We start from the raw sequence: 26,105 nt of genomic DNA, 5'->3' as shown, positions 1-26,105 counted from the left end.
TCATGCGACGGACCCACCGCGCAGGCGGCCGGCACGCTCCCCTCACCGCCGGCCGCGAGGACCGACCACGGCCTGCGGCTCCCATCCCCGGCCGTGACCGGTCCGACCGGACGGACGTCCCCGGCCCCGGTGCCCCAAACCGGGCCCGGGGGCTCGTCCCACCGGGCGCCCACCGCCAGGGCGACGCCCCTCCGAAGCTCCCCATCGGACGGTCGTCACCGAGGCGGTCACCACGGGCGGGGACGGGCGGAAACGACCTCGTCCCCGCCCGGCGCCCCGTCTCGTCCGGCGTGATCAGGGCGGTGGCCGGGGTCGGCCCGTTTCAGCGGTTGAGCCCCCGGCGCTCGAGCAGCGGCGCGATCTCCGGGTCCCGGCCGCGGAAGGCGCGGTAGGCCGCCATCGGCTCGACGGCCCCGCCCCTCGACAGCACCGCGGCGCGGAACGCGTCGCCGTTCTCCCGGCGCAGGCCGCCGTTCTCGGTGAACCACTCGACGGTGTCGGCGTCGAGGACCTCCGACCAGATGTAGGAGTAGTACCCGGCGCTGTACCCGCCGGCGAAGACGTGGTTGAAGTAGGTGCTGCGATAGCGCGGCGGCACGGCGGGCAGCGCGATCCCCGCGTCGGCCAGCGCCCGGGCCTCGAACTCCTGCACGTGCTCGGCGTCGGGGACCTCGTCGGTGAGGGTGTGCCACGCCTGGTCGAGCACGGCCGCGGCGAGGTACTCGGTCGTCGCGAAGCCCTCGCCGTACGCCCGGCCCGCACGCAGCTTCTCGACCAGGTCGGCCGGCAGCGGCTCGCCCGTCTCGTGATGGCGCGCGTACCGGGTGAGCACCTCCGGCCACAGCGACCACATCTCGTTGACCTGCGACGGGAACTCGACGAAGTCGCGCGGAACGCTGGTCCCGGAGAACCGCGGGTACGTCACGTCGGACAGGAGCCCGTGCAGCGCGTGCCCGAACTCGTGGAACAGCGTCGTGACCTCGGAGAACGTGAGCAGCGTCGGCTCGTCGCCGGCGGGTTTCGGGATGTTGAGCGTGTTCATCACGACGGGTCGCTGCCCCAGCAGCCGCGACTGCGTCACCAGCGAGTTCATCCACGCCCCGCCGCGCTTGGAGTCGCGCGCGTAGAAGTCGGCACCGTAGAGGCCGACCGGTCCGGCGTCGTCGAAGACCTCCCAGACGCGGACGTCCTCGTGGTACATGACGAGGTCGTCGCGCTCGACGAACCGCAACCCGTAGAGCTGCCCGGCCGCGAAGAAGACGCCGTCGTGCAGCACCCGGTCGAGCTCCAGGTACGGCCGCAGGGTCGCGGTGTCGACGGAGAAGCGCTGCCTGCGCACCCGTTCGCCGTGGAACGCCCAGTCCCACGGCTCGAGCGTCTCCTCCCCCGCGACGGCCTGCAGCTCCACGGCCTCGGCCTTCGCGTTGGCGACCGCGGGTGGCACGAGGTCGGCCAGCAGCCCCGCGACGGCCTCGACCGAGCCGGCCGTGCTGTCGGCCGCGACGTAGGACGCGTGGTCCCGGAACCCGAGGAGCCGCGCCCGCTCGGCGCGCAGCCTCGCGAGCTCGGAGACGAGAGCACGGGTGTCGTGCTCACCGCCGCGGGCGCCGCGCTCGACCGAGGCCCGGAACAGCTCCTCGCGCAGTGCCCGGTCGGTCAGCGACGCGAGCGCGGGCTGCCCCGTCGGCAGCACCAGCGTGAGCAGGTGCCCGGACAGGCCCCGGGCCGCGGCGGCCGCGGCCGCCGCGGAGATCGCGCCGGAGGACAGGCCGTCGAGCCGGGCCGGGTCGTCGACGTGGACGGCCGAGGCGTTGGCGTCGGCGAGCAGGTGGCGGCCGAAGGCCGTCGAGAGCGACGAGAGTGCCGCGTTCAGCTCGCGCAGCCGGGCCTTGCCCGCGTCGTCGAGCTCCGCGCCGTTGCGGACGGCGTCGTCGGTCATCCGCTCCAGCAGCCGCAGCGACTCCGGGTCGAGCCCGAGATCGTGGCGGCGTCCGTGCAGGTCGCGCAGCCGGGCGTAGAGCCGCGGGTCCAGTGCGACGGCGTCGCGGTGCGCGGCGAGCTGCGGCGCGATCCGGGCCTGCAGCTCCTCGATCGCCGGGTTGGTGTGGGCGCTGACCCGGCTGAAGAACACCGTCGAGACACGGTCGAGGACGCGGCCGGACCGTTCGAGCGCGACGACGGTGTTCTCGAACGTCGGAGGCTCGGGGTTCGACAGGATCGCCTCGACCTCGGCGCGGTGCTCGGCCATGCCGACCTCGAAGGCCGGGCCGAAGTGCTCGTCGGCGATCCGGCGGAAGTCCGGCAACTCGTAGGGCAGGTCGCTCGCGTGCAGGAACGGGTTGTCGGACTCGCTCATGAGTCCCACGGTAGTGCCGCGGCCCGCTCCCCCAGCATGATCGCGCTGGCCGCGGGCCCCCTCCGGGGGACGGCCGGGAACACCGACGTGTCGACGACGCGCAGGCCCTGCGTGCCGCGCACCCGCAGCTGCGGATCGCACACCGGGCCGATCGCCGCCGTGCCGCACAGGTGCGACGACGTCGTCAGGTGGTCGCGGATCCAGCCGTCGACGCGGGCGTCGTTGCCCAGGACGAACCCCTCGGGCTCGAGGCGGGTGCCCAGACCCGCGCGCAGCAGGTCCGCGGCGATCCGGACGGCGTGCCGCAGCCGTCGGCGATCGGCCTCGGTGCGCAGGTACCGGTGCCGGACCGCTGGCGCCGAGCCGTCGACCGACAGCACCCCGCTGCGGTCCGGGCGCTGCAGCGCGCACATCACGTGCAGCGGGCCGCCCGGCGTGAACGGCCGCGAGAACAGCAGCAGCTCCAGGTCGCCCGCGGGATCGGCGCCGGAGTCGACGTGCAGCGCGACCTGCGCGGTGACGGCGTGCGGGTGCGGCGGCGTGTCGTCGTGCGGACGGAACGGCAGGAAGACCGCGGGGTGGTCGGAGAACCCGCGGCCGACAGGGAGGTCGTGCCGGACCCGGATGCCGGCCGCGCGCAGGTCGTCGCCGGGCCCGATGCCGGCACGCGCGAGCAGGACCGGCGTCGCGAGCGCCCCCGCCGCGAGGACGACCTCCCCCGCCTCGATCAGCCCCTGCCCGGTCCGGACGCCGACGGCGCGCAGCCGGTCGAGCTCGATGCCGAGCACCGGCGTGTCGCCCCGCACGACCAGGTTCGACGGCCGCTCCCCCAGGTACGCGTCGGCGGCGCTCACCCGGACACCGTCGACGGCGTTCGACGGGACCGGTCCCGCCCCGGGCGGGCCCCCGGCGTTCTTGTCGGGCTCCTCGGGGAAGCCGAGCGCGGCCGCGGCGGCCAGGAACGGTCCGGTCGTCGGCGCGAGCAGCGAGCCCGCGGGCCGGCGCACCGGGATCGGCCCGGCGTCGCCGTGACCGGGCGCGTCGCCGAGGTCGAGGTCGCGCTCGCTGCGCACGTAGAACGGCAGGACCTCGTCGTAGCCGAAGCCGGGTACACCCCAGCCGTCGAGGTCGTCGCGGGTGGCACGGACGAAGTAGCCGCCGTTGATCGCGCTCGACCCGCCGAGCAGCCGTCCCCGGGGCAGCACCGCGTCGATCCCCGAGACGAGCTCGGTGGTGTACCCCCAGTTCAGCGGATGCCCGGGCACGGTGGCGGCCAACGAGGTGACGTCGCGCGTGTCGTCGGTCCCCGTGACGGGGCCGGCCTCGAGCAGCAGCACCCGGCGGCCCGGCTTCTCCGCCAGCCGGGCGGCCAGCACGCAGCCCGCGCTGCCACCCCCGACGACGACCACGTCGAACCGTTCACCGGCCACGAGGGCAGGATGCATCACGTGGCCGACCTCGCGCTGGACCTCGCCGACTTCATCTCCGCGAGCCCGACCCCGTACCACGCGGTGGCCGAGGCCGTGGCCCGGCTAACCGCGGCCGGGTTCACCGAACAGGCCGAGACGGCCGACTGGGACACCACACCCGGCGGCCGGTACCTCGTGCGGGACGGGACCGTGCTGGCGTGGTGGCAGCGCGGCGGCGGCGCGCCGCTGCGAATCTTCGCCGCGCACACCGACTCACCCACGCTGAAGGTCAAGCCGTTGCCCGACACCGGGGCCGGCGGCTGGCGCCAGGTCGCCGTCGAGGTCTACGGCGGTGCGCTGTGGAACTCCTGGCTCGACCGCGACCTCGGGCTCGCGGGCAGGCTCGCGCTCTACGACGGCTCGTCGGTGCTGGTGAACGTCGCCCGCCCGCTGCTGCGGGTCCCGCAGCTGGCGATCCACCTCGACCGGTCGGTCAACCAGGGCCTGACGCTCGACGCCCAGCAGCACCTGCTGCCGGTCTGGGGGCTCGGCGACCCGTCCCCGGGGGACCTGATCGCCTTCCTCGCCGGGGAGGCGGGCGTCGACGCGGCCGACGTCGCCGCGCACGATCTCGTCGTCCACGATCTGACGCCGCCCGCCCGGCTCGGCAAGCACGGCGAACTGCTGGCCGCGCCACGGCTGGACAACCTGTCGTCGGTGCACGCGGGCATCACCGCCCTGACGGCCGCGGCCGAGCGCGACCCGTCGACGACACCGGTGTTCGTCGGCTTCGACCACGAGGAGATCGGCAGCGCCAGCGCGACCGGCGCCGCCGGCCCGCTGCTCGAGACCCTCCTGACGCACCTCGCCGGCGGCTTCGACGCCCGGTCGCGGACCTTCGCGGCGTCGCGGGCGCTGTCGGTCGACGTCACCCACGCCGCGCACCCCAACTACCTGCACCTGCACGACCCCGGGCACCGCGCGCTGCCCAACCAGGGTCCGTCGCTCAAGGTCAACGCCAACCAGCGCTACGCCACCGACGCCCCCGGGGCCGCGGCGTGGCAGCGGGCGTGCCGCGCCGCGGGTGTCGGCTCGCAGTTCTTCGTCGGCAGGAACACGGTGCCGTGCGGCTCGACGGTCGGGCCGATCATCGCCACCCGGCTCGGCATCCGGACCGTCGACGTCGGCATCCCGGTGCTGTCGATGCACTCCGCGCGCGAACTGTGCGGCGTCGAGGACCCCGCACATCTCATTGCGACGGCAACCGAATTCCTCGCAGATGAACGCTCGTGAGTGGCATTACCGGCCATGGTCGGTAGGGCCACTCACGACCGTCAGGGCGAATGCACTCATTCGAGCGAATGGACCGTTCCCCGCTCTCACGGATGTCGTTGATCGAAGTGGTGGTGGCGAGACCGGAGGGGAGCCCCTCGCTGCCGCCCCCAAACCTCGCGTCCGGCATTGTCCGGTGGCGCAACGGCCCGGCATGATCGCCTCCGGCGGATGATCGGAGGGGCCGTGCAGTTCCGGACGACGATCGAGGCGACCGGGAAGAACACGACGGGAATCGTCGTCCCCGAGCGGGTCGTCGAGGAGCTCGGCGGGGGTCGCAGGCCGGCCGTGTCGGTGACCGCCGCGGGCCACACGTGGCGCACCAGCATCGCGTCGATGGGCGGGCGGTTCCTGATCGGCGTCAGCGCGGAGGTCCGGCGCATCACCGGCCTCGCCGGAGGCGACGACGTGGACGTCGAGGTCGAGCTGGACACCGCGCCGCGCGAGGTCACCGTCCCCCAGGACCTCGCCGCCGCCCTCGACGGCGACGCCGCCGCGAAGGCCGCGTTCGAGGCGCTGGCCTACAGCCACCAGCGTCGCCACGTCCTGGCGATCGACGACGCCAAGACCCCCGAGACACGGGCCCGGCGCATCGCCAAGGCCGTCGACATGCTGCGCGAGGGCCGGAAGTAGGCGCCCGCGACACCGGACGGACCAATTTGAGACACCACACGGACACCTCGTCGTGCATGGTGACGTGTGATCGGCGTCATGATCGCCGATCACCGGTGTCGACGAGGAGGCCGCATGATCCGCGAGGCCGAGCTGTTCGTGACGGCCGAGGAGGTGGCCGTGCGGACGCTCGTCCGCGTCGGCCGCGAACATCGGATGATCACCGTTCCGCCGCCCTTCGGGCTGCCCGCCGACGCGCCGGTCCCGATCGCCACGGTGCTGCGCGAGCACGCCCGCGACGACGCGTGCGTGCCCGACCTGCTCGCGGGTGGCGAGGCGGGCACCGTCGACCCGCTGGAGATCGCACCGGGCGACGCCGAGCGCGACGCCGTCCTCACCCGGCTCGCCGAGGCGTCGACGGCTGCCGCGTGCAAGATCAGCGACCCCGACGCCGTCGTGCACGCGCCGTACGGCGACGTCCCGACGAGTGACTACCTGCTGCGCCAGGCCGTCGTGCGGGCGGTCACGGCGCACGAGGTGGCAGTGTTCATCGGATCGGTCTGCCCGCTCACCGAGGCGTTCTCCCGCAAGATGTGGGAGCTGACCGAGCCGCGGGCCGAGCACTGGCGTGCGGTCGGGCTGTTCGGGCCGCCGCTCACCCCTGTTCCCGACGACGTCTCCTGGCGCGACCGGTTCCTGATGTCCGCGGGGCGGGACCCGCATCCGCTCTGGGACCGCTGATCTCCTCGCCGGCGCCGAACACGTGGCGCCCCACCGGCTCCCACGGCCCATCGAGATAGCGCCACCACGCCAGGCCGACCGCGGTGGCCGTCGACGGCACGAACTCGGCACGCAGCTCGTCGTGCAGCGCCCGCGCGACGTCGGGCTCGACCTTGTTCTGCACGGTCACGTGCAGGTCGGAGCCCTTCGCGCGGTCCTGCGGGGTCAGCCACGGGTCCCACCGCGCGGCCAGCGCCGCACGCAGGCCGACCAGCCCGGGCGACGACAGGACGTAGCCGACCCCGCGGCCGGTGAAGCGCAGTCCCGAGACCCGCACCGGTAACGGGCCGGTGGCCCGGCCCGCGACGGCCGCCAGATCCTCCGCGATCGCGGCCGCCCGGTCGCCCGGCAGGTGGTGGAACAGCGTCAGGTGCGCGTCGAGGTGGTTGCGTTCGGGCGGGAAATGCTTGCGGCGCAGGCGGTCGAACCGCTGCTGCGTCTCGTCGTCGAGCAGGGCCGTGACGATCAGGGCGTCACCCACGCGGCACACGGTAACGCCTCCGTTCGGCGTCGACCCGATCTCGGGTCAGCGTCGACCCGAGTCGATCACGGTGACGTGGGGGCGGCATGTCGGCACGTTCGCCGGGATGGGTCACGTTCGGGGTGGTCGCGGTCGGCGCGCCGGGCGGCCCCACCCCGCGCACGGGCACCGTCACCACGTCGGACAACGGCTGCGTCACGCTCGACACGCCGGCCCCCGTGACCGACCTGCCCCGCGGCTTCCCGCCCGAGACCGAGGGGCCGCGGCGGGCGAGCGGGAACCCGATCGTGCGGTTCACGACGAACCAGGGGGACCTGCGCGTCGACCTCGACCGGTCGATCGCGCCCTGCAACGTGCAGAACTTCGTCGACCTGGCCGGCGCCGACTCCTTCGACGGCACCACCTGCCACCGTCTCTCGACGACCGCGGGGCTGCCGATCATCCAGTGCGGCGACCCGACCGGGACCGGCACCGGCGGCCCCGGCTTCACCGTCAAGGACGAGTTCCCGCGCGACTACCCGCCCGCCACCGGCTACGCCGACGCCGTCACCTATCCGCGCGGCGTCATCGCCATGGCCGGGTCGACGACGCCGAACTCGGCCGGCGGCCAGTTCTTCGTGACCTACGGCGACGCCGCGATCACGCCTCGGTTCTCCGTCATCGGCCGGGCGTCGAACGAGACGCTCGCCGTCATCGAGAAGGTCGCCGCGGGCGGGAACGACGACGGCCTCGCGCCGGGCGACGGCCGCCCGAACATCACGCTGACGATCCAGACCTCACGGCTCGGTTAGCCTGCGGGCGTGGGCCAGATCTGGGTGCTCGCGGTGGCGGGCGTCGTACTCCTGCTGATGGCGCTGGTGGTCGTCGACAGGGTGAGCGTCTCCTCCTCCGAGCACAGCAGGCTGCCGTGGCGCCGGCACCGGACCATGCGGCTCGCCCTGTCCACCGGGCTCGACCAGGTGACCGCGCTCTTCTACGCGACCAAGCACTACGAGCTCGACCAGCGCCGGGCCGAGATCATGCTGCGCGACGAGACCGACGACGCCGCCCCGCCGCGGCACGGCCTTCGCGACGGCGGGGTGTTCGTCCTCGATCCCGGCCCTCGCGATCCCGGCCGTCGCGATCCCGGCCGTCGCGATCCCGGCCCTCGCGTTCCCGGCCCTCGCGATTCCGGCCGTCAGGCGGGGAGCGCGTAGGCGCCCGCCGCGATGTCCTCGAACAGCGTCGGGCCGGTCGGCCTCCAGCCGAGCAGTTCGCGGGTGCGCTCGCTGGACCCGCTGACGTCGACGCCCCAGAAGGCGCCGAGCCACCCGAAGTGGGCCTGCGCGTCCGCCCGCGGGATCGACGCCGTCGGCACCCCCAGCTGATCGCCGATCGCCGCGGCGATGTCGCGCGACGGGATGCCGTTCTCGGCCACGGCGTGCACCCGGGAGCCCGCGGGCGCCTTCTCCAGCGCGAGCCGGACGAGCCGCGCCGCGTCGGAACGGTGGACCGCGGGCCACCGCGTCGAGCCGTCGTCGATATAGCCGGAGACCCCGCGGTCGCGGGCGATCTGGGTGAGACGGGCGACGAACCCGTGGTCGCCCATGCCGTGCACCGTCGCGGAGAACCGCACGGCGACCGGCCGCACACCGCGGTCGGCGTGGTCGAGCGCGAGGTTCTCGCTGCCGCCGCGCATCGCGTCGGCACCGACATGGGGCGACGGGTCGTCCTCGGTGAGCGGCCCGGCCCCGGTCCCGGCCAGTCCGGAAGCGAGCAGGAACGGCCGGCCGCTGCCGGCCAGCGCGTCGAGCGTCGCCGAGACGGCTGCACGCTCGGTCCGACCGGCGCCGGCGTAGTCGGTGAAGTCGTGGTTGAAGGCGAGGTGGACGACCCCGTCGGACTCGGCCGCGGCCTTCGCGAGACCATCCGGATCACCGAGGTCACCGCGGACGACCCGGACGCCCTTGGCCTCCAGGGCAGCGGCCGAGGCGTCGGACCGGGCGAGCCCGGCCACCTCGTGGCCCTCGGCGAGCAGTTCGTCGGTGACGGCCGAGCCGATCCAGCCCGAGGCGCCGGTGACGAAGACGAGCATGTTGGTTCCCTTCCGCGATGGGAGTCACTGACCGATGTCAGTTCATGACATCGACGCTAGCACGCGATGTCAGTGCCTGTCATCGCTTAGACTCGAGGGATGGGGCGCTGGGAGCCGGACGCGCGCGGGCGCATGATGCGCGCCGCGATCGAGCTCTTCACCGAGCGCGGCTACGAACAGACCACCGCGGGCGACATCGCCGGCGCCGCTGGCGTCACCGAGCGGACCTTCTTCCGGCACTTCCGTGACAAGCGCGAGATCCTCTTCGACAGCTCGGACACCATGGGGCGCAACGCCTGTGAGGCCATCCTCGCGGCCCCCGACGACCTCGCCCCGCTGGACACCGCCCTCGCCGGCATGGTCGCGGGCGGCGCCCTGCTGACCGGCCGCCGCGACTACTCCCGGCAACGGGCCGAGATCATCGCCGCCAACCCCGCGCTCCGGGAGCGTGAGCTGCTGAAGCTGGCGAGACTGACCGAGGGAGTGGCCGAAGCCCTGCGCGCCCGCGGGGTCCCCGAACCGACCGCGTCCCTCGCCGCGCACACCGCCGTCTCGGTCTTCCACGTCGCGTTCGGACGCTGGGTGGGCGACGCGGACGCTCCCGACGACCTCGCCGACTGCATCGCCGAGGCGGCCGCCGTCCTGCGTGCCCTGACCTGAACGTCCGGGCTCAGTTTCGGAGTGCGCCCGGCGGGATCGACCCGGAGATCTCGGCGACCGTCAGGGCCAGCTGCAGCTGGATCAGGTCCGCCGGCCGGGACGGCTGCAGACCCGTCAGCTCGCCGATCCGGCGCAGCCGGTAGTTGACGGTGTTGACGTGGACGAACATCGTCCGCGCCGTCTCCGGGGTCGACATGCCCGCGGCGAGCCACGCCCGCAGGGTGGCCAACAGCCGGCCGCCGCGCTCCGCGTCGTTGCGCACGAGCGGGGCCAGGGTCCGCTCCGCCAGCTCGCGGAGGGCCTCGGGCTGCGCCGACTGCAGGAGCAGCCCAGGCACACCGAGGTCGGTCATGTCGATCACTCCGGCGGACCGGCGGGTGAGCAGCTGGACCGCGCGTGAGGCGACGTCGAACGCGTGGGGGGCGTCGGCGAGCGTCCGGGCCCGCGGCCCGATGAGGACGCGCGCTCCGGCGATCGCTGCTGCGAGCCGCGCGGCGAGCGCCCGGGTCGTCCCCTCGGCCCCGGGCGGCCGGTCGTCGGTGGGGACCGGGTTGAGCACCACGACGTGCGAGCCGACGGAGCCGACCACGGGCCGCGGTCGCACCGTGCCGGTCAGCGCCACGACGCGGCGGTGCGCCCGTGCCACACCGGCCGTCGGATCACCGCCGGACTCGACCTCCGGCAGCGCCACCATGACGACGTCGTGGGCGTGCTGCGGCCGGTGACCGAGTGCGACCGCCCGCCCGAACACCGCGTCCCGGTGCCGCATGGCGGCCGGTGAGAGCAGATCCGCGACGAGGTCCTTGGTGAGCCTGGACTCGATGTCGGCGTCGCGGTCCAGCCGGCGGAGCTCCAGCTCGACGATCAGCGCCGCCCCGTCCAGCGACCACGGGACCGGCTCGTCGGGCGGGGTCTGCGGCGGCACCGCGGCCTGGAGCGTCATCGTCTGGTCGTCGTTGACGTGCATCGACGCGGATACGCTGCGGCCGTCGCCCCGCGGATCCCCGGCGAGCACCTCCCCCGTCGGCCCGAGCACCGTCAGGGCGACGCCGAGCCCGTCGGTGAGGGTCCGGACGACCGGCGCCAGCCCGGCTCCGTCCGCGGACAGGCGCAACGCGGCGCGCTCGAACGCGCCCAACCTGCGCTGCTCGGCCATCCGCGCGGCCGCACGGTCCAGGTCGGCCCGCAGCCCCTCGACCGCGGCCCGGTCGGCTTCGCGGCGCCGGACGAGCAGCGTGACCGCGGTGGCCAGCCTGCCCAGCTCCTCGAGCACGGGCAGGTCCGCGGGCCCGGGCGCGGCGCCCTTCGCCAGGTAGGCGGTGACCGACCCGATCACGGCCCCGTCCGGGGCGGTCATCGGAACCGCGGCGATACCCCGGAAACCCTGCGGCCGGAACAGCGGCAGCCACGGCCCGAGCTCGGTCTCGGCGAACACGTCCGGCACGAGGATGGTCGTCGCCGTCAGCACCGCCCGGACGTTGGGCGGCCCCGTCGCCGCCGTCCCCGACGCAAGGTCGAGCGGCATCTCGCGCATCACCTTCAGGTACTCGGCGGTCAGCCCGTGCCACCCCTCCAGCTGCAGGGTCGTCGCGTCGTCGCCCAGGAGATAGACCCCGCCGTAGAGCACGCCGGGCAGATCGGTGACGTTGCGCGCGACGTGCGAGAGCACCCGCTGCAGCGGGGCATCCTCGGCGACCTCGAAGGCCAGGCCGGCCAGGTCGTGCAGGGAGTCCGAATGGAGACCGCGGCCGCGGGCCGCCTCCCAGTCGAGGTGGCGCGCCACCGAACACTCCCTTGTGAGACGAACAAGCAGGACAGAGCTTCTCTGTCTCCTGAACATAGTCACCTGTGAGCCGGGCCACCAGACTCCGACAACGCGGCCCAGGACGGCCGCATCCGGACTGGGAGAGCACATGACAACCGCCAGCGCACTCGAACTGCCCGCGGCGATGGACCCGTTCCGCCCGGAGAACCTCGCCGACCCCTACCCGTTCTACGAACGGCTGCGGGCCTGCGGCCCCGTCGCGCACCTGCCCGGACGCGACACCTGGTTCGTCTCGACGTACGCGTCGGTGTCCCAGGTGCTGCGCAACTACCGCGAGTTCGTCTCCGGCCTCGGCTCGTCGTACCACCGCGTGTCCGAGAGCGGGTTCCGCTTCCCCTTCATCGACAACGACCCGCCGGAGCACACGCGGATCCGCCGGTCGGTCCAACGCCACTTCGGCAAGGGCCCCATGGCCGAGCTCCGGCCGATGGTCCGCGCCGACATCGAGCGGCTCGCCGCGCCGGCACTGGCCGCCGGGACCGTCGACGTGGTGGAGGCGTTCTCGAGAACGATCCCGAACCTGACCATCCGGCACGTCACCGGCATCCCGGCGCCGGACGCACGGACGATGGCCGGCTGGGCCGACGCCGCGTTCCACGTCGTCGGGCCCGAGCCCGACCCCGAGTACGTCGCGTTGATCATGGAGAGCCTGGAGTGGCTCAGCACCGAGGGCCTGCCGGCGATGCCCGCGCACTGCCTCGGCCGGCTGATGATGGAGCAGGGTGGCGACGACGGACTGCTCGCCGCCGAGGGCAGCGAACGGCTGTTCGCGCTCGCCTCGATCTGGGTCGCCGGCGTCGACACGACGAACAGCCTGATCTCCAACATGATCCGCGCCTTCACGTTGTTCCCCGAACAGTGGCAGCTGCTGCGCGAGGACCGATCCCTCATCCCCGCCGCCGTCGAGGAGGCCCTGCGCTGGGACAGCCCCGTGCGGGTGTTCATGCGCCGGACGGTGGACGAGGTGGAGTTCCAGGGCGTCACCATCCCCGCCGACGCCGACGTCTGCGCGCTGTTCCCGTCGGCCAACCGCGACCCGGAGGTGTTCGAGCGGGCCGACGAGTTCGACATCACGCTGCGACGGCCCACCGCGCACGTCGCGTTCGGCGCGTCGATCCACCTGTGCCTCGGGGCACCGGTGGCGCGGCTGGAGGCGGCCGAGCTGCTCGCCCACCTCGCCGACAACGTCGAGCGGTTCGAGCAGGCGGGCGAACCGGTGCGCGGCGTGAGCCGCGTCGTCCGCAACTTCTCCTCGCTGCCGACCCGCCTCGTCCCGGCGGCCCGGGCGTGACCGGCGAGCGTCCGGTCGCCGTCGTCGCGGGCGGGTCCACCGGTATCGGCGCGGCGGTGTGCCGCAGGCTCGACGCCGAGGGCCACCGGGTCGTCGTCGTCGGCTCGACGAGCGTCGACGAGGGCACGGCGGTCGCCGACGGGCTCGACGAGGGCGAGTTCCTGCGGGCCGACCTCGGCGATCCCGGTGCCCCCGCCGACATCGTGGCGCACGTCGAGGCCGTCCACGGGCGGCTCGACACCGTCGTCTACGCGGCCGGGCGGACCGCGCGGATTCCCCACCCCGACATCCACGCCGTCACCGACGACGTGTGGGAGCCCATCCTGCGGCTCAACCTGCTGGGACCGTGGCACATGATCCAGGCCGCCGAGCCGCTGCTGCGCAAGAGCGGCAACGGGAACGTCGTCGTCGTGGGCGCGCTCGCCGGGGTCGACGTCGGCGGCAGCAGCATCCCGTACGCCGTCAGCAAGGCCGCGGTGCACCACATGTGCAAGCTGCTCGGCGGGGCACTCGGCCCCGAGATCCGGGTCAACGCCGTCGCCCCCGGGTTCATCGAGACCCGCTGGACCGCGGACTGGAACGACTTCCGTGAGCAGATCTCGCAGGCAGCGCCCCTGCGCCGCACCGGAACCCCGGAGGAGGTCGCGGAGCTCGTCGTCGGACTCGTCCGCGCCACCTACGTGACGGGGCAGGTCGTCGTCGCCGACGGCGGCCTGTCCCTGTTGCCGTGAGGAGGCGGGCGCGGCGCGTCGGCCGACCTGCGGCCGCGTTCGCGCCGGGCCCGAACCCGCCCGGTAGGCGACCCGGCTCCGCCCGGCCACGAACCGCCCGGATCACCGAGCCCATCGACGGCGATCCGTCAGACACGCTCCTCAAGGAGGCTCGACCGTGCCCGAGAACATCCCGCTGTCCGGACGCGACGTCGCGGTCGCACCGTCGGTGCGCCGCTGGCGTCGCGTCGTCACCGGCCTCGACGCCGACGGACGCTCGACCGTCGTGTCCGACGCGCCGTGCCCGCACGTCCAGGTCGTCGCCGACGCGCCGACGTTCGCGATGACCGACTTCTGGCGCCACGAGAAGGTGCCCGTCGACAACGCCGGCACCGCCGACGACGGGCTCGGGGGCCCCGCGGAGATCTCCCCGCCCGCCGAGGGCTCGGTGCTGCGGATCGTCGAGTTCCCGCCCGACGAGCACTGGGACACCGACGGCGGCGAGCGCCGCGCCCGGATGTTCCACAGCACGGCGTCGCTGGACTACGCGATCGTGCTCCGCGGGTCGATCTGGTCGGTGCTGGACGCCGACGAGCGCGAGCTCACCGAGGGCGACGTGCTGGTGCAGCGGGGTACGCGCCACCGCTGGTCGAACCGGTCGGGCGCACCGTGCCAGGTGGCGTTCGTGCTGATCGGGGGCTCGGCGGTCTGATGAGCCCCGGTCTCCCGAGGAGCCTCCGATGAGCACCGTGATCGGGTGCGTCGCGCTGTCGCACTCGCCGTTCTGGAACATCGCCCCGGCCCCGACCCGCGACGACCCCGGCGGCCGGTTCGCCGACGCCGTCGCCCGGCTCCAGGAGGCGATCGCCGCCCTCGCGCCGGACGCGGTCGTCGTGTTCGGCCCCGACCACGCCCGCAACCTGTTCTACGACTGCATGCCGCCCTTCTGCATCGGCGTCGAGCGCGTCACGGGCACCGGCGACTACGGCACCCCCCGCGGCGACCTGCCCGTGGCGCGACGGCTCGCGCGCGACGTCTTCGACGGGGTGACGGCGCGCGGGTTCGACCCGGCGATCTCGCTGGACCTCGGCGTCGACCACGGCATCACGCAGGTCTACGCGAAGCTGCTCCCGGGGCTCGACGTGCCGCTGGTGCCCGTCGTCGTCAACTCGGGGTGCCCGCCCCTGCCGGGCTTCGCCCGGTGCGCCGACCTCGGCCGCGCGGTCGGCGCCGCGATCACGGCGTCCGTGGGATCGGAGCGGGTGCTCGTCGTCGGGTCCGGGGGGATGTCGCACTGGCCCGCGTCCATCTCGGCGGAGGACCCCGCGGTCACCACCGACTGGCGCGACTTCCTGATCCACGGCCGGTCCCGGGTCGCCCAGCTCGAACCCGTCCGCCGGCGCCGGGCCGAGGAGCTCGCCGCGAACGCCGCGACCGGCCGCGTGAACCCGGTCTGGGACCGGGACGTGTTGCGCCGCGTCGCCGTCGACCCCGACGAGCTGGCCCGGCTCCGCGACGCCGACGTGGAGTGCGCCGCCGGTCCCGGGGCCCTGGAGCTGCGGACCTGGGCCGCGGCCGCGGCGGCCTGGGCGGGCCCGCTGGCCTGGACGCACTACGAGCCCGTCGGAGCGTGGATCACCGGCATGGGCATCGCCTCGAGCATCACCCCCGCCGGGTCGGACGACCCGGCACGGAAGGAGTCCGCATGAGCGTCCGCACCGGCGCCCAGTACCTCGAACGACTGCAGAAGACCCCGCGCGAGGTGTGGCTGCGCGGCGAGCGCGTCGACGACGTGACCGCGCACCCGGCCTTCGCCCGGCCGACCGCCCGGATCGCCGCCCTGTACGACATGCAGCACGACCCCGCCCATCGTGACGTCCTCACCCGGCCGGGTCCGAACGGGCCGGTCGGCACCGCGTTCGTCGCCCCGGCGTCCTATGCGGACCTGGTCGCGCGGCGCGAGGCCTACCGGCTGTGGTCCGAGGCGACGCTGGGGCTGATGGGCCGCTCGCCCGACTTCCTCAACACCACCCTGCTGGCCTTTGCCGAGGAACCCGGCGTCTTCGCCCGGCTCGGCTCGCGCTACGCCGACAACGTGGTGCGCTACTACGAGTACGTCCGGGACAACGACCTGTTCCTCACCCACGCGCTGATCACGCCGCAGACCGACCGTTCGAAGGGCTCGACCGCGCAGGCCGATCCGTTCCTGCACATGGGCGTCGTGGCCGAGACGGCAGACGGGCTGGTCGTCCGCGGCGCCCGGATGCTGGCGACCCTCGCCCCGATGGCCGACGAGCTCATCATCTACAACCTGCCGGGACTGCGCCCGGGCGACGAGAAGCACGCCGCGGTGTTCGCCGTCCCCATCGAGACGCCGGGCCTGCGGCTGATCTCCCGCGAGCCGTTCGACGACGGCACCCGCAACCGGTTCGACCACCCCCTGTCGTCGCACTTCGAGGAGGCCGACTGCCTCGTCGTGTTCGACGACGTGCTCGTCCCGTGGGACCGGGTCTTCCTGCACGGCGACGTCGCGCTGGCCAACGCGATGTACGTCGAGACCAACCTGCGCCAGCACACCGCCCACCAGACCGGGGTGCGCGGCCTGGTGAAGATGCAGTTCGTCACCGGGGTCGCGATGAAGCTGGCGCAGACCGTCGGGATCGACGGGTTCCTGCACGTCCAGCAGAAGCTGGGCGAGCTGATCGCGGCCACCGAGACCTGCCGGGCACTGCTGCGCGCCGCCGAGATCGACCACGAGACGTCGGCGTCGGGCCGGTCGGTACGCCCCGGGTTCCTGCCGCTGCAGACGCTGCGGATGCACCTGTCGTCGAGCTATCCGAGGGCCGCCGAGGTGCTGCAGACGCTCGGCGCGGGCGGGCTGCTGATGATGCCGTCGGCCGCGGACTTCGACAGCCCGATCAGCGGCGACATCGCCCGGTACTTCCAGGGCGCCGCCGGACTCGACGCGACCGACCGCGTCCGGCTCTACAAGCTCGCCTGGGACCTCTGCGGCGACGGGTTCGGGCAGCGCGCCGTGCAGTACGAGCGCTACTACGCGGGCGACCCGGTCCGGCTGTACTCGATGAACTACCTGGCCTACGACAAGACGGACGCCTTCGCACTGGTCGACCGCGCCCTCGCGCTCGCGGGCGACCCCGCGCAGGCAGTCGCCGAGGTGCGCCCGTGACCGCGACCGTCGCCCCGCCGGACGCCGTCGCGATGCGGGAGGCGATGGGGCGCTTCGCCACCGGCGTCACCGTCGTCACCACCGTCGACGCCGACGGCCGACCGGCCGGCTGCACGATCAGCGCGTTCTGCTCGCTGTCCCTCGACCCGCCGCTGGTCCTGGTCTGCGTCGGCCACGGGCGGCGGATGCACGCGCTGCTCGCGGCCGCCCCCGGGTTCGCCGTCAACGTGCTGGCCGCCCACCAGCGCGACGTGGCGACGGCGTTCGCGCGCACCCCGCACGACCGCTTCGCCGGACTCGCCACCCGGCCCGGACGAGCCGGCGCGCGGTTGCTCGACGGCGCGGTCGCGCACATCGAGTGCGACCGGGAGACGGTGCTCGACGGCGGTGACCACGCGATCGTCGTCGGGCTGGTACGCGCCGTCACGACCTTCCCCGGCGAGCCGCTGCTCTACGCGCGCGGCGCCTTCCTCGACCTCCCCGGGCCCGCATGGGACCGCGCGGCGGCAGGCGCGCCGCACGAGTGGCTGCTGTCGGCGCCATGGTGACCGCGGTGGACACGCCCGTGTGGGTCGCGCTCGGCGCGGTCGCGCACACCGTCGACTACGTGCAGGTCGGTCCCTGGCGGACCCGGGTGCTGCAGGCCGGCCCGCGCGACGGCGAGCCGCTGGTGCTCATGGCGGGGACGGGCGGGCACCTGGAGGCCTACGCGCACAACGTCCCCGCCCTCGCGGCGCGGTACCGGGTCGTCGCCTACGACTACCCCGGCCACGGCTGGACCACCCTCGCGACGGCCGACCTCGAGCTCGACGCGTACGTCGCGCACCTGGCCGGGCTGCTCGACACCCTCGGGATCGGTCGGGCCCACCTCAACGGGGAGTCGCTGGGCGGCTGGGTCGCCGTGAAGTTCGCCGCCGCCCACCCGGCACGCGTCCGGCGCCTGGTGCTCAACACCCCCGGCGGGACGATGGCGCGCGCCGACGTGATGGAGCGGATCCGGACGTTGTCGCAGGCCGCGGCCGACGACCCGACCCCCGCCCGGATCCGGGCCAGACTGGAGTGGCTGATGGCCGACCCCGCGTCGGTGACCGACGAGCTCGTGGCCATCCGGCGGGCGATCTACGCCCGGCCCGGGTTCGCGCGGTCGATGCGCCACATCCTGTGCCTGCAGGACCCCGACGTCCGGCGGCGCAACCTCGTCACCGACGACGAGCTCGCCGCCGTCCCCCACGGCGCGCTGGTGATCTGGACCTCCGACGACCCCTCCGGACCCGCGGGCGCGGGCATGCAGATGGCGGAGAGGATCCCGGGAGGCCGCTTCGAGCTGATCGAGGGCGCGGGGCACTGGCCGCAATGGGAGCAGCGCACGCGGTTCAACGACCTCGTCCTGGGTTTCCTCGCCGAGGCCGAGCTGCCGGCTCCGCGGACGTGACCTGGCGGAAGCGGAGGGATTCGAACCCCCGAACCCTTGCGGGTCTCTCGCTTTCAAGGCGAGTGCATTCGGCCGCTCTGCCACGCTTCCGCGCGGCAGCTTAGCTGGCCTCCGCGACCTCGTCGGAGCCGCTCAGGCCCTGCAGGACGCGCTCGAGGGCGTCGGCGAAGGAGCGCTGCTCGTCGGCGGACAGGCGCGAGATGACGTGGTCGCGCACGCCGGCGACGTGGGTGGGCGCAGCTCGTTCGAGCAGCTCGCGCCCCTTGGGGAGCATGACCGCGAGGACGCCGCGGCCGTCGGAGTCGCACTCCTGGCGCTCGACGAGCCCGGCCTTCTCCATGCGCGCGACCTGGTGCGAGAGCCGGGACTTGGAGGAGGCGATGAAGTCGGCCAGCGCGCTCATCCGCATCTGGTGATCGGGAGCCTCGGAGAGGACGACGAGGATCGAGTAGTCGCTGTGCGAGATGCCGTGGCCCTCGACGAGCTCGCGGTTGAGCCGGGACTCGAGCAGCGTCGCGGTGAGGATGAAGCTGCGCCAGAACCGCATCTCGTCGTCGTCGAGCCACTGCGGTGTCGCTGCAGCACTCATGTACGCAGCCTACCGGCACGTCGGAGTCGACCGGATGATGCCGCTGTGGTGGGATCACCACGCTGGCGGCACCGGGTCGCGTGGGAGGCAGCTGACATGCGGTTCGACGAGAACGCCGATCTCGACACGTCGAGCGTCGACGACCTGCGCGGGGGCGGCGGCGGAGGTGGCGGCGGGGGCCTCGGCGGCCGCGTCGCCATCGGCGGCGGCGGGCTCGGCATCGTCGGTCTGATCCTCTTCTTCGTGATCTCCGCACTCGGGGGTGGCGGCGGCACCACGGGCGGTGGCGGGTTCGCGCTGCCCGGCAGCGGGCTGACCGGACTGCAGAGCGGCCAGCAGGCCGATGGGACGGCCATCGCGCAGAGCTGCCGCACCGGCGCGGACGCGAACACGAAGCTCGACTGCGAGGTCGTCGCCGTCGTCAACTCGCTCAACGGCTACTGGTCGGATGTCTTCGCCCGGTCGGGGCAGACCTACACGGCGCCCCGGATCACCTTCTTCACCGGCTCGGTCAACACGGACGGCTGCGGCAGCGCGACCTCCGACGTCGGGCCGTTCTACTGCCCGGCCGACCGTGAGGTCTACATCGACCTGTCGTTCTTCGAGGAGCTGGAGACGCGGTTCGGTGCGCAGGGCGGCCCGTTCGCCCGGGCGTACGTGATCGCCCACGAGTACGGCCACCACGTGCAGAACCTGCTCGGCACGAGCAGCAGGGTCCGCGCGGGCGACTCGGGTCCGACCTCGGGCTCGGTCCGGCTGGAGCTGCAGGCCGACTGCTACGCGGGCTCCTGGGGCAGCCACGCGACGCAGGTCCCGACGTCGTCGGGCAGGCCGTTGATCACCGACGTCACGCAGGCCGACGTGAAAGCCGCGCTCGACACCGCCTCCCGCATCGGCGACGACTACATCCAGTCGAACCTCGGCGGGGGCCGCGTGAACTCCAGCCAGTTCACCCACGGCACGTCGGCCCAGCGCGAGAAGTGGTTCTCGACGGGCTACCAGACGGGGAACCCGGCGCAGTGCGACACCTTCGCCCGCGGGGTGAACCTCGGCTGAGTCCGCTGCTCAGCCGGCGCCCAGCAACGCGGCGCAGGCCGGATAGCCCTCGACCTCCAGCGTCCAGTCGGGCCGGACGAACCCCTCCGGCGTCAGGACGACCCGCACCTCCTCGCTGGGCGCCCCGCGCCGGACGACGCTGCGGGTGCCCACCCGTCGATAACCGAGCTTCTCCGACACCCGCAGCGACCTGACGTTGTCGGCGAAGGCTGCGGAGAGGGCGCCCGTCGCGCCGAGGTGGTCGAAGGCGAACACGAGGACGGCGGCACGCATCTCGGTGCCGATCCCCTTGCCCTGCGCCTCCATGCCGATCCACAAGCCGGAGTCGACGCGGCGGTTGACGGCGAACTCGTCGGCCCGCAACGTCTGCACCCCCACGACCCGGCCCTCGAACCGGACGAGGAAGTGCACGGCCCAGCTCTCGGGTGCGAGCACCGACCGCTGCTGCCAGAAGTGCTGCAGCATCCCGCGGCCGAGGTAGCGGGGGTCGGCGTCGGTCCAGGGAACGTGGAAGGGCATCTCCTCGGGCGGGTGCACACCGCGGTAGCCGACGGCGACGAGCTCGTCGAGGCCGGCGTCGTCGTCGGGACGCAGCTCGAGGCGGGGGGTGCGCAGGACGAGATGGCGCAGGGGCCAGGGATCGGGCGGCGCGGGCATGACCGAAGGGTGCCGTACGAGCGCAAGCGCAATAGCGTCTGCGTCATGTACGCGATCACGATGCGCGAGCCGGGTGGACCGGAGCTCATGGAGTGGACCGAGGTCCCCGACCCCCAGGCGGGGCCGGGCGAGGTCGTCGTCGACGTCGTCGCGGCGGGGGTGAACCGGGCCGACGTCATGCAGCGGCAGGGCAACTACCCGCCGCCGCCGGGGGCGTCGGACATCATCGGGCTGGAGTGCTCGGGGCGGATCTCGCAGGTCGGCGAGGGTGTCGTCGGACTCGGGATCGGCGACGAGGTCTGCGCGCTGCTGTCGGGCGGCGGTTACGCGGAGAAGGTCACGGTGCCCGCGAGGCAGGTGCTGCCGCTACCGTCCGGCGTCGACCTGACGACGGCCGCGGGGCTGCCGGAGGTCGCCTGCACGGTGTGGTCCAACGTCGTCGACGCAGCGGGGTTGACCTCGGGCGAGACGTTCTTGGTCCAGGGCGGGAGCAGCGGCATCGGGACGCACGCGATCCAGGTCGCCAAGGCACTGGGCGCCCGGGTGGCCGCAACCGCGGGCGCGCCCGACCGGCTGGAGCGCTGCCGGGAGCTGGGGGCCGACATCGTCATCGACTACCACGACGACGTCGCCGAGGCGCTGCTGGCGGCCACCGACGGGCACGGCGCCGACGTCATCCTCGACAACATGGGGGCGAAGGGCCTTGCGAACAACGTCAAGGCGCTCGCGACGGACGGACGGCTGATGGTCATCGGCCTACAGGGCGGGGTGAAGGGCGAGCTCAACCTCGCGGCGCTGCTCACCAAGCGCGCGAGCGTGACCGCGCTGGGACTGCGCGGCCGGCCGCTCGACGGCCCCAAGGGCAAGGCACGCGTCGTCGCGGGGGTGCGTGAACAGGTGTGGCCGATGGTCGCCGACGGCCGGGTCCGGCCCGTCGTGCACGCCACCGTGCCGATGCGCGAGGCCGGTGAGGCGCACCGGACGCTCGAGGCGGGCGGGGTCGTCGGGAAGCTCCTGCTGACGATCTGACCCCGGGTGCGGGACGGCGCCGTCGGGGCGGGCGCGCAATGATGGGCACATGAGCCAGCCGTCTGACGAGCAGAACGACGTCGAGCAGCAGGTCGTGGTGATCGGCCCCGACGGGCGCCCCGTCGGCATGGCCCGCGTCCCGCAGAACGAGGAGGAGACCGAGGAGCAGGGTCCCGCCTCGATGGTCGAGCAGCCCGCGAAGGTCATGCGGATCGGGACCATGATCAAACAGCTGCTCGAGGAGGTGCGGGCCGCTCCCCTCGACGAGGCCTCGCGGGTCCGGCTGAAGGAGATCCACGAGAACTCCATCAAGGAGCTCGAGGAGGGTCTCGCCCCCGAGCTGCGCGAAGAGCTCGCCCGGCTGAGCCTGCCCTTCACCGAGGACACCACGCCGTCCGAGAGCGAGCTGCGCATCGCGCAGGCGCAGCTCGTCGGCTGGCTCGAGGGCCTGTTCCACGGCATCCAGACCGCGTTGTTCGCCCAGCAGATGGCCGCCCGCGCCCAGCTCGAGCAGATGCGCCGCGGGCTGCCGCCGGGTGCGATGCCGCCGCAGGGTCAGCCGGTGCCCGAGGGCATGGGCCGCGGCACCGGTCAGTACCTCTGAACCACCGCTCCGGGTCCGCGACGAACGGTCCCCGCGCCTGCTCAGCTGCAGGTCGGGGCCGTTCGTCGCGGCCCGGATCGACCTCGGCCCACCGCGCGTCGGACGTTCGTCACCCGCAGGTACCCTCGCTGCGTGGCTGTGACCGTGACCGCTGAGGGGGGCCCTGCCGAGCAGGCTCGCCCGCTTCCCGACGTGCCCGGTCCCCGCAGCTGGACCCGCGCCTTCGACGACCTGAGCCAGGGTTGGCGCCAGCGGTCGTTGTGGGGCTACCTCGGCTGGCAGGACATCAAGCAGCGCTACCGGCGCTCGGTGCTGGGGCCGTTGTGGATCAGCATCAGCATGGCCGTCATCGCGACCGCGATGGGCATCCTCTACGGCGCGCTGTTCAACGAGGACATCAAGACCTTCCTGCCCTACGTCGCCACCGGCCTGCTGATCTGGAACTTCATCCAGGGCTGCATCCTCGAGGGCAGCGAGGTCTTCATCGCCAACGAGGGGCTCATCCGCTTCCTGCCTGCGCCGCTGAGCCTGCACGTCTACCGCCTGGTGTGGCGCCAGGTGCTGTTCTTCGCGCACAACGTGATCGTCTGGGTCATCCTGATGATCATCTTTCCGCACCCGTTGGGCTGGATGTCGCTGATGGCGTTGCCCGCCTTCGCGGTGCTCGTGCTCAACGGCGGCTGGATCACGATCCTCTCGGGCATCCTGGCCACCCGGTTCCGCGACATCCCGCCGATCGTCGCGAGCCTCACCCAGCTCGTGTTCTTCATGACGCCGATCGTCTGGTCCTACGACCGGCTGCAGGAGAACCCCGCCGTCGCCGAGCGGGCCCGGATCGCCGAGCTCAACCCGGTGCTGCACTTCATCGAAATCCTGCGGGAGCCGATGCTCGGCGACGCGATCACGTGGCGGCACTGGATCGTCGTCGGTGTCATCACCGTCGTCGGCTGGGCCGTCGCCCTGGTCTGCATGCGCAACTACCGTGCCCGCGTGGCCTACTGGGTGTGACGAGATGACCGACCCGACCATCGACATCCGCGACGCCCGTGTCGACTTCCCCATCTTCGACGCGAAGTCCCGCTCGCTGAAGAAGGCCGTGCTGGGCAAGGCGGGCGGCCGGATCGGCACCGAGAGCAAGGTCCCGATCATCGAGGCGCTGCGCGACATCAACCTGTCGCTGCGCAAGGGCGCCAGGGTCGCGCTCGTCGGGCACAACGGCGCGGGCAAGTCGACGCTGCTGCGGCTGATGTCGGGCATCTACGAGCCGACGCGCGGGCAGGCCGTCGTGCAGGGCAAGGTCGCCCCGGTGTTCGACCTCGCGGTCGGCATGGACCCGGAGATCACCGGCCTCGACAACATCCTCATCCGCGGACTCTTCCTGGGGATGACCAAGAAGCAGATGGAGTCCCGGGTCGACGACATCGCCGCTTTCACCGAGCTCGGCGACTACCTCGACATGCCGCTGCGCACCTACTCGACGGGCATGCGGGTCCGGCTCGCGCTCGGCGTCGTGACCAGCATCGACCCCGAGATCCTGCTGCTCGACGAGGGCATCGGCGCGGTCGACGCGCAGTTCCTGGCCAAGGCCCGTGACCGGCTCAACGAGCTCGTCGAGCGCTCCGGCATCCTCGTCTTCGCCTCGCACTCCGACGAGTTCCTCGCCGACCTGTGCGACACCGCGATCTGGATGGAGCACGGCACCATCCGCGAGCACGGTCCGCTGCGCGAGGTCCTGCACCACTACAAGGGCCACGACGTGCTGGCGGAGCTCGAGCGCCGGTGACCCCCCTCCCCCCGGGGTCCGTGGTCGCGGTCGTCGTCACGCGGCACCGGGCGGCGATGCTCGTCGACTCGCTGGCCGCCATGGCCAAGCAGACGCATCCGATCGCGCACCTCGTCGTCGTCGACAACGGGCCGGACGAGTCGGCACGCGAGGTCGTCGAGGGCTGCGGGTTGCCGGCGACGTGGATCCCGTCGTGGCGCAACCTCGGCGGCGCCGGCGGCTTCGCGCTCGGCATCCTGCACGCGCTCGCCCTCGGCGCCGACTGGGTCTGGCTCGGCGACGACGACGGGCTCGCCGCCGACGAGACCGTCCTCGCGACGCTGCTCGACCTCGCGGACCGTCGCGGGCTGGCGGCGGTGTCGCCGACCGTCGCCGACCGCAACGACCCCGACCGGCTCGCGTTCCCCGTACGTCGCGGCCTGACCTGGCACGCGACGCGGTCGGGGCTGCTGGCCGAGGAGTCGGCCGACGCCGAGCTCCTGCCGGGCATCGCGGCGCTGTTCAACGGCGCGCTGTTCCGGGCGGCCACCCTCGAACGCGTCGGAGTCCCGGACCTGCGGCTGTTCGTCCGCGGCGACGAGGTCGACGTGCACCGCAGGCTGGTGCGGTCCGGGCTGCCCTTCGGGACCGCGCTGCAGGCCGCCTACCTGCACCCGGCGGCCGTCGGCGAGGACAAGCCGATGCTGCGCGGGCGGCTCCACGCCCGCGACCCCGACGACCCGGTCAAGCGCTTCTACACCTACCGCAACCGGGGCTACCTCATCGCGCAGCCGGGGATGCGTCGCGTCGGAGTGCTCGACGTGCCGCGCTACGCCTGGTACTTCCTGGTCACCAAGCGCAGCCCGGCACAGTTCCGGGAGTGGCTGCGGCTGGTGCGTGCGGGCGCGGCGGAGCGGTTCGACCGCCCCTGACCGCCGGTCAGGCTTCCGGGGCGGGATTCTTCGGGGCGGGATTCTTCGGGGCGGCGTTCTTCGGGACGCGGAACACGACGGTCCGCAGCATCACGAAGTTGATCGCCGTGGCGCAGGCCTGGGCGATGACCCAGGCCACCGACGTGCGCAGCGGCATCTGCGGGAGCAGGGCGAGCGCCAGCGCGTTGACACCGACGTTGATGGCGAACGTCGTCGCGTAGAGGGCGACGAAGCCGGCGAACCGGCCCGTGCCACCGCCGGCCTCGGTGAACGTGAAGCGGCGGTTGAGCAGGTACGCCGTCGTCGTGCCGAGGATGAAGCTGATGCCCTTGGCGACGTGCGGGTCCATCCCGACGGCGAGCAGCAGGAGCTGGTAGACGCCGTAGTCGACCGCCGCCGAGGCGACGCCGACGGCGACGAAGCGGGTGAGCTGTCCGACCAGGCTCATCCCGGCACGCTCCTGCGTCGCGGTCACGCGACCAGGCTAGCGACCCCTCGAAGGCGGTCACTGTCCGGTGCCGGCGCCCGCTCGCACCCGCAGTGCGGTGCGTGGGGCGACGGATTCGTCACCCCACGCACCGGATCGGCAGGGTCGATCAGCGCAGCGCCGCGACGGCGGCCGGGCGGAAGCCCTTGACGACCAGGTACACGCCGAGCGAGAACTCCCAGACCGCGATCGGGAGCGCGCTGAACGCCGCGACAGGAGCCATCCGGTCGTACAGGCCGAAGAAGATCGCGACGTCGGACGCCAGCAGGAGCGGCGCCCCGACGAGCCCGATCAGCGGGAGCACGCGCGGCACGAGGCCCGAGCGGTACAGCACGTAACCCAGGCAGAGTGCGTTGACGACCGGCGCGAGGCTCTGCGAGAGCAGGAACGCCCAGTCGTACCCGGCGACCAGTGCGTGGGCGGTCGTGACCAGCGCGGCGGGGTCCGCACCGGCGGTGCCGGCCATTTCCTCGCGCAGCGTGACGATCGACAGCACGTTCACGACGCCGACCAGGATCAGCGCCGCCTCCAGCACGCGGGAGGTCACGAAGCCCAGCGCGGCCGTCTCGCTCTGCCGCCTCGCGACGGGGTAGAGCACCACGGCGGTGCCGATGCCGGCGAGGGCGACGACGACCTCGGACAGCGCACCCCAGAGCAGCCCGTTGGTACTGCCCGCGCCCAGGACCAGGTCGGCATGCTCGCGGACGGGACCGTAGAGGGCGAGCGTCGGCATCGAGACGAAGGTGAGCAGGTAGAGCGCACCCGCGGCGAACGCCCTGCGGCGCATCGGGTCGGTCGTCGGCGGCGCCGTCGCGACGGTGGTCGTCATGTCGGTCTCCT

28 protein-coding genes and 1 tRNA gene are annotated in these 26,105 nt (G+C 73.2%); 19 read left to right on the top strand and 10 right to left on the bottom strand.

Features of this window, described 5'->3' with window-relative positions:
- Positions 1-322 precede the first annotated feature (322 nt).
- Both PSED_RS01200 and PSED_RS01195 read right to left on the bottom strand, forming a co-directional pair.
- Complete coding sequence (locus PSED_RS01200; RefSeq protein ID WP_013672447.1) at positions 323-2,356, bottom strand: M3 family metallopeptidase; 2,034 nt, start codon at positions 2,354-2,356, stop codon at positions 323-325.
- Complete coding sequence (locus PSED_RS01195) at positions 2,353-3,786, bottom strand: GMC family oxidoreductase N-terminal domain-containing protein (RefSeq protein WP_233899267.1); 1,434 nt, start codon at positions 3,784-3,786, stop codon at positions 2,353-2,355. The genes PSED_RS01200 and PSED_RS01195 overlap by 4 nt, the downstream gene beginning before the upstream one ends.
- Positions 3,787-3,804: 18 nt before the next feature.
- Between PSED_RS01195 and PSED_RS01190 the strand changes: the two genes are divergently transcribed.
- The 3 genes from PSED_RS01190 to PSED_RS01180 all read left to right on the top strand — a co-directional run bounded on the left by PSED_RS01190 (position 3,805) and on the right by PSED_RS01180 (position 6,450).
- Positions 3,805-5,058 (top strand): M18 family aminopeptidase, encoded by a 1,254-nt coding sequence (locus tag PSED_RS01190; RefSeq protein ID WP_013672445.1) that lies wholly within the window; start codon positions 3,805-3,807, stop codon positions 5,056-5,058.
- Between the two features lie 210 nt (positions 5,059-5,268).
- On the top strand, positions 5,269-5,730 hold the full coding sequence (locus tag PSED_RS01185; protein ID WP_233899265.1) for a YdeI/OmpD-associated family protein: 462 nt from the start codon (positions 5,269-5,271) through the stop codon (positions 5,728-5,730).
- Positions 5,731-5,844: 114 nt separating this feature from the next.
- Positions 5,845-6,450 (top strand): hypothetical protein, encoded by a 606-nt coding sequence (locus PSED_RS01180; RefSeq protein ID WP_013672443.1) that lies wholly within the window; start codon positions 5,845-5,847, stop codon positions 6,448-6,450.
- Here the strand turns inward: PSED_RS01180 and PSED_RS01175 are convergent.
- Positions 6,365-6,970 carry a 2'-5' RNA ligase family protein gene (locus PSED_RS01175; RefSeq protein WP_202946339.1) on the bottom strand — a complete coding sequence of 202 codons (606 nt, stop codon included), beginning with the start codon at positions 6,968-6,970 and terminating at the stop codon, positions 6,365-6,367. The genes PSED_RS01180 and PSED_RS01175 overlap by 86 nt on opposite strands.
- A gap of 86 nt (positions 6,971-7,056) precedes the next feature.
- Between PSED_RS01175 and PSED_RS01170 the strand changes: the two genes are divergently transcribed.
- Positions 7,057-7,761: a peptidylprolyl isomerase gene (locus PSED_RS01170; protein WP_013672441.1), complete on the top strand. Its 705-nt coding sequence runs from the start codon at positions 7,057-7,059 to the stop codon at positions 7,759-7,761.
- 9 nt (positions 7,762-7,770) lie between these two features.
- Positions 7,771-8,166 carry a DUF6191 domain-containing protein gene (locus tag PSED_RS01165; protein ID WP_013672440.1) on the top strand — a complete coding sequence of 132 codons (396 nt, stop codon included), beginning with the start codon at positions 7,771-7,773 and terminating at the stop codon, positions 8,164-8,166.
- Here the strand turns inward: PSED_RS01165 and PSED_RS01160 are convergent.
- Positions 8,148-9,044: an SDR family oxidoreductase gene (locus PSED_RS01160; protein WP_013672439.1), complete on the bottom strand. Its 897-nt coding sequence runs from the start codon at positions 9,042-9,044 to the stop codon at positions 8,148-8,150. The genes PSED_RS01165 and PSED_RS01160 overlap by 19 nt on opposite strands.
- A gap of 99 nt (positions 9,045-9,143) precedes the next feature.
- Here PSED_RS01160 and PSED_RS01155 point away from each other — a divergent pair, with 99 nt between their 5' ends.
- A complete protein-coding gene (locus PSED_RS01155; protein WP_013672438.1) occupies positions 9,144-9,704 on the top strand; it encodes a TetR/AcrR family transcriptional regulator in 561 nt (186 codons plus the stop codon).
- A gap of 10 nt (positions 9,705-9,714) precedes the next feature.
- Here PSED_RS01155 and PSED_RS01150 read toward each other — a convergent pair whose 3' ends face one another.
- Positions 9,715-11,487 carry a PucR family transcriptional regulator gene (locus PSED_RS01150; protein ID WP_013672437.1) on the bottom strand — a complete coding sequence of 591 codons (1,773 nt, stop codon included), beginning with the start codon at positions 11,485-11,487 and terminating at the stop codon, positions 9,715-9,717.
- Between the two features lie 130 nt (positions 11,488-11,617).
- Here PSED_RS01150 and PSED_RS01145 point away from each other — a divergent pair, with 130 nt between their 5' ends.
- From PSED_RS01145 to PSED_RS01115, 7 genes are all read left to right on the top strand, one after another.
- Positions 11,618-12,820 carry a cytochrome P450 gene (locus PSED_RS01145; protein ID WP_013672436.1) on the top strand — a complete coding sequence of 401 codons (1,203 nt, stop codon included), beginning with the start codon at positions 11,618-11,620 and terminating at the stop codon, positions 12,818-12,820.
- Positions 12,817-13,551, top strand: coding sequence for an SDR family NAD(P)-dependent oxidoreductase (locus PSED_RS01140; RefSeq protein ID WP_013672435.1), 735 nt, complete (start codon positions 12,817-12,819; stop codon positions 13,549-13,551). The genes PSED_RS01145 and PSED_RS01140 overlap by 4 nt, the downstream gene beginning before the upstream one ends.
- A gap of 157 nt (positions 13,552-13,708) precedes the next feature.
- Positions 13,709-14,242: a cupin domain-containing protein gene (locus PSED_RS01135; RefSeq protein ID WP_013672434.1), complete on the top strand. Its 534-nt coding sequence runs from the start codon at positions 13,709-13,711 to the stop codon at positions 14,240-14,242.
- Positions 14,243-14,270: 28 nt separating this feature from the next.
- A complete protein-coding gene (locus PSED_RS01130) occupies positions 14,271-15,239 on the top strand; it encodes a DODA-type extradiol aromatic ring-opening family dioxygenase (RefSeq protein WP_013672433.1) in 969 nt (322 codons plus the stop codon).
- Entirely contained in the window at positions 15,236-16,717 is a 1,482-nt protein-coding gene (gene hpaB / locus PSED_RS01125; RefSeq protein ID WP_013672432.1) for a 4-hydroxyphenylacetate 3-monooxygenase, oxygenase component, read from the top strand. The genes PSED_RS01130 and hpaB overlap by 4 nt, the downstream gene beginning before the upstream one ends.
- Positions 16,714-17,265, top strand: coding sequence for a flavin reductase family protein (locus PSED_RS01120; protein WP_013672431.1), 552 nt, complete (start codon positions 16,714-16,716; stop codon positions 17,263-17,265). Before hpaB ends, PSED_RS01120 begins: the two co-directional genes overlap by 4 nt.
- Positions 17,266-17,270: 5 nt before the next feature.
- Positions 17,271-18,149, top strand: coding sequence for an alpha/beta fold hydrolase (locus tag PSED_RS01115; protein WP_202946338.1), 879 nt, complete (start codon positions 17,271-17,273; stop codon positions 18,147-18,149).
- A gap of 2 nt (positions 18,150-18,151) precedes the next feature.
- On the opposite strand, the gene PSED_RS01110 is transcribed toward PSED_RS01115, so the two are convergent.
- Together PSED_RS01110 and PSED_RS01105 are read right to left on the bottom strand one after the other, a co-directional pair.
- Positions 18,152-18,239: transfer RNA gene (locus tag PSED_RS01110), tRNA-Ser, on the bottom strand.
- Positions 18,240-18,249: 10 nt separating this feature from the next.
- The gene (locus tag PSED_RS01105; RefSeq protein ID WP_013672429.1) at positions 18,250-18,738 is read right to left on the bottom strand and encodes a MarR family winged helix-turn-helix transcriptional regulator; all 489 of its coding nucleotides are present in this window, start codon (positions 18,736-18,738) and stop codon (positions 18,250-18,252) included.
- Positions 18,739-18,834: 96 nt separating this feature from the next.
- On the opposite strand from PSED_RS01105, the gene ypfJ reads away from it, so the two are divergent.
- The gene (gene ypfJ / locus PSED_RS01100; RefSeq protein ID WP_013672428.1) at positions 18,835-19,794 is read left to right on the top strand and encodes a KPN_02809 family neutral zinc metallopeptidase; all 960 of its coding nucleotides are present in this window, start codon (positions 18,835-18,837) and stop codon (positions 19,792-19,794) included.
- Between the two features lie 9 nt (positions 19,795-19,803).
- On the opposite strand, the gene PSED_RS01095 is transcribed toward ypfJ, so the two are convergent.
- The gene (locus PSED_RS01095) at positions 19,804-20,451 is read right to left on the bottom strand and encodes a GNAT family N-acetyltransferase (protein WP_013672427.1); all 648 of its coding nucleotides are present in this window, start codon (positions 20,449-20,451) and stop codon (positions 19,804-19,806) included.
- A 45-nt stretch (positions 20,452-20,496) separates the two neighbouring features.
- Between PSED_RS01095 and PSED_RS01090 the strand changes: the two genes are divergently transcribed.
- From PSED_RS01090 to glfT1, 5 genes are all read left to right on the top strand, one after another.
- Positions 20,497-21,480, top strand: a complete 984-nt coding sequence (locus PSED_RS01090) for an NAD(P)H-quinone oxidoreductase (RefSeq protein WP_041759155.1) — start codon at positions 20,497-20,499, stop codon at positions 21,478-21,480.
- 49 nt (positions 21,481-21,529) lie between these two features.
- A complete protein-coding gene (locus tag PSED_RS01085; RefSeq protein WP_013672425.1) occupies positions 21,530-22,084 on the top strand; it encodes a bacterial proteasome activator family protein in 555 nt (184 codons plus the stop codon).
- Between the two features lie 132 nt (positions 22,085-22,216).
- Positions 22,217-23,092 carry a galactan export ABC transporter permease subunit Wzm/RfbD gene (gene wzm, locus PSED_RS01080; protein WP_103381989.1) on the top strand — a complete coding sequence of 292 codons (876 nt, stop codon included), beginning with the start codon at positions 22,217-22,219 and terminating at the stop codon, positions 23,090-23,092.
- Between the two features lie 4 nt (positions 23,093-23,096).
- Complete coding sequence (wzt, locus tag PSED_RS01075; RefSeq protein WP_013672423.1) at positions 23,097-23,867, top strand: galactan export ABC transporter ATP-binding subunit Wzt/RfbE; 771 nt, start codon at positions 23,097-23,099, stop codon at positions 23,865-23,867.
- Positions 23,864-24,778, top strand: coding sequence for a galactofuranosyltransferase GlfT1 (glfT1, locus tag PSED_RS01070; RefSeq protein ID WP_013672422.1), 915 nt, complete (start codon positions 23,864-23,866; stop codon positions 24,776-24,778). Before wzt ends, glfT1 begins: the two co-directional genes overlap by 4 nt.
- A gap of 7 nt (positions 24,779-24,785) precedes the next feature.
- Here the strand turns inward: glfT1 and PSED_RS01065 are convergent, their stop codons facing one another.
- Complete coding sequence (locus PSED_RS01065; protein WP_013672421.1) at positions 24,786-25,226, bottom strand: GtrA family protein; 441 nt, start codon at positions 25,224-25,226, stop codon at positions 24,786-24,788.
- A gap of 148 nt (positions 25,227-25,374) precedes the next feature.
- Complete coding sequence (locus PSED_RS01060; protein ID WP_013672420.1) at positions 25,375-26,094, bottom strand: DUF4386 domain-containing protein; 720 nt, start codon at positions 26,092-26,094, stop codon at positions 25,375-25,377.
- Positions 26,095-26,105 lie beyond the last annotated feature (11 nt).

Source organism: Pseudonocardia benzenivorans CB1190, from assembly GCF_000196675.2.
GTDB classification, from domain to species: domain Bacteria; phylum Actinomycetota; class Actinomycetes; order Mycobacteriales; family Pseudonocardiaceae; genus Pseudonocardia; species Pseudonocardia benzenivorans.
Note: the sequence above shows the minus strand (reverse complement) of the source record. Positions and strands in the feature narration are given on the sequence as shown.

What these genes read in the sequence shown, in the direction of transcription:
- PSED_RS01130 (WP_013672433.1), top strand. Translation starts at nt 14,271, where the DNA reads ATGAGCACCGTGATCGGGTGCGTCGCGCTGTCGCACTCGCCGTTCTGG.
- PSED_RS01095 (WP_013672427.1), bottom strand. Translation starts at nt 20,451, where the DNA reads ATGCCCGCGCCGCCCGATCCCTGGCCCCTGCGCCATCTCGTCCTGCGC.
- PSED_RS01170 (WP_013672441.1), top strand. Translation starts at nt 7,057, where the DNA reads ATGTCGGCACGTTCGCCGGGATGGGTCACGTTCGGGGTGGTCGCGGTC.
- ypfJ (WP_013672428.1), top strand. Translation starts at nt 18,835, where the DNA reads ATGCGGTTCGACGAGAACGCCGATCTCGACACGTCGAGCGTCGACGAC.
- PSED_RS01065 (WP_013672421.1), bottom strand. Translation starts at nt 25,226, where the DNA reads ATGAGCCTGGTCGGACAGCTCACCCGCTTCGTCGCCGTCGGCGTCGCC.
- PSED_RS01160 (WP_013672439.1), bottom strand. Translation starts at nt 9,044, where the DNA reads ATGCTCGTCTTCGTCACCGGCGCCTCGGGCTGGATCGGCTCGGCCGTC.
- PSED_RS01200 (WP_013672447.1), bottom strand. Translation starts at nt 2,356, where the DNA reads ATGAGCGAGTCCGACAACCCGTTCCTGCACGCGAGCGACCTGCCCTAC.
- PSED_RS01085 (WP_013672425.1), top strand. Translation starts at nt 21,530, where the DNA reads ATGAGCCAGCCGTCTGACGAGCAGAACGACGTCGAGCAGCAGGTCGTG.
- hpaB (WP_013672432.1), top strand. Translation starts at nt 15,236, where the DNA reads ATGAGCGTCCGCACCGGCGCCCAGTACCTCGAACGACTGCAGAAGACC.
- PSED_RS01155 (WP_013672438.1), top strand. Translation starts at nt 9,144, where the DNA reads ATGGGGCGCTGGGAGCCGGACGCGCGCGGGCGCATGATGCGCGCCGCG.
- PSED_RS01060 (WP_013672420.1), bottom strand. Translation starts at nt 26,094, where the DNA reads ATGACGACCACCGTCGCGACGGCGCCGCCGACGACCGACCCGATGCGC.
- PSED_RS01145 (WP_013672436.1), top strand. Translation starts at nt 11,618, where the DNA reads ATGACAACCGCCAGCGCACTCGAACTGCCCGCGGCGATGGACCCGTTC.
- PSED_RS01105 (WP_013672429.1), bottom strand. Translation starts at nt 18,738, where the DNA reads ATGAGTGCTGCAGCGACACCGCAGTGGCTCGACGACGACGAGATGCGG.
- PSED_RS01090 (WP_041759155.1), top strand. Translation starts at nt 20,497, where the DNA reads ATGTACGCGATCACGATGCGCGAGCCGGGTGGACCGGAGCTCATGGAG.
- PSED_RS01180 (WP_013672443.1), top strand. Translation starts at nt 5,845, where the DNA reads ATGATCCGCGAGGCCGAGCTGTTCGTGACGGCCGAGGAGGTGGCCGTG.
- PSED_RS01185 (WP_233899265.1), top strand. Translation starts at nt 5,269, where the DNA reads ATGATCGGAGGGGCCGTGCAGTTCCGGACGACGATCGAGGCGACCGGG.
- wzt (WP_013672423.1), top strand. Translation starts at nt 23,097, where the DNA reads ATGACCGACCCGACCATCGACATCCGCGACGCCCGTGTCGACTTCCCC.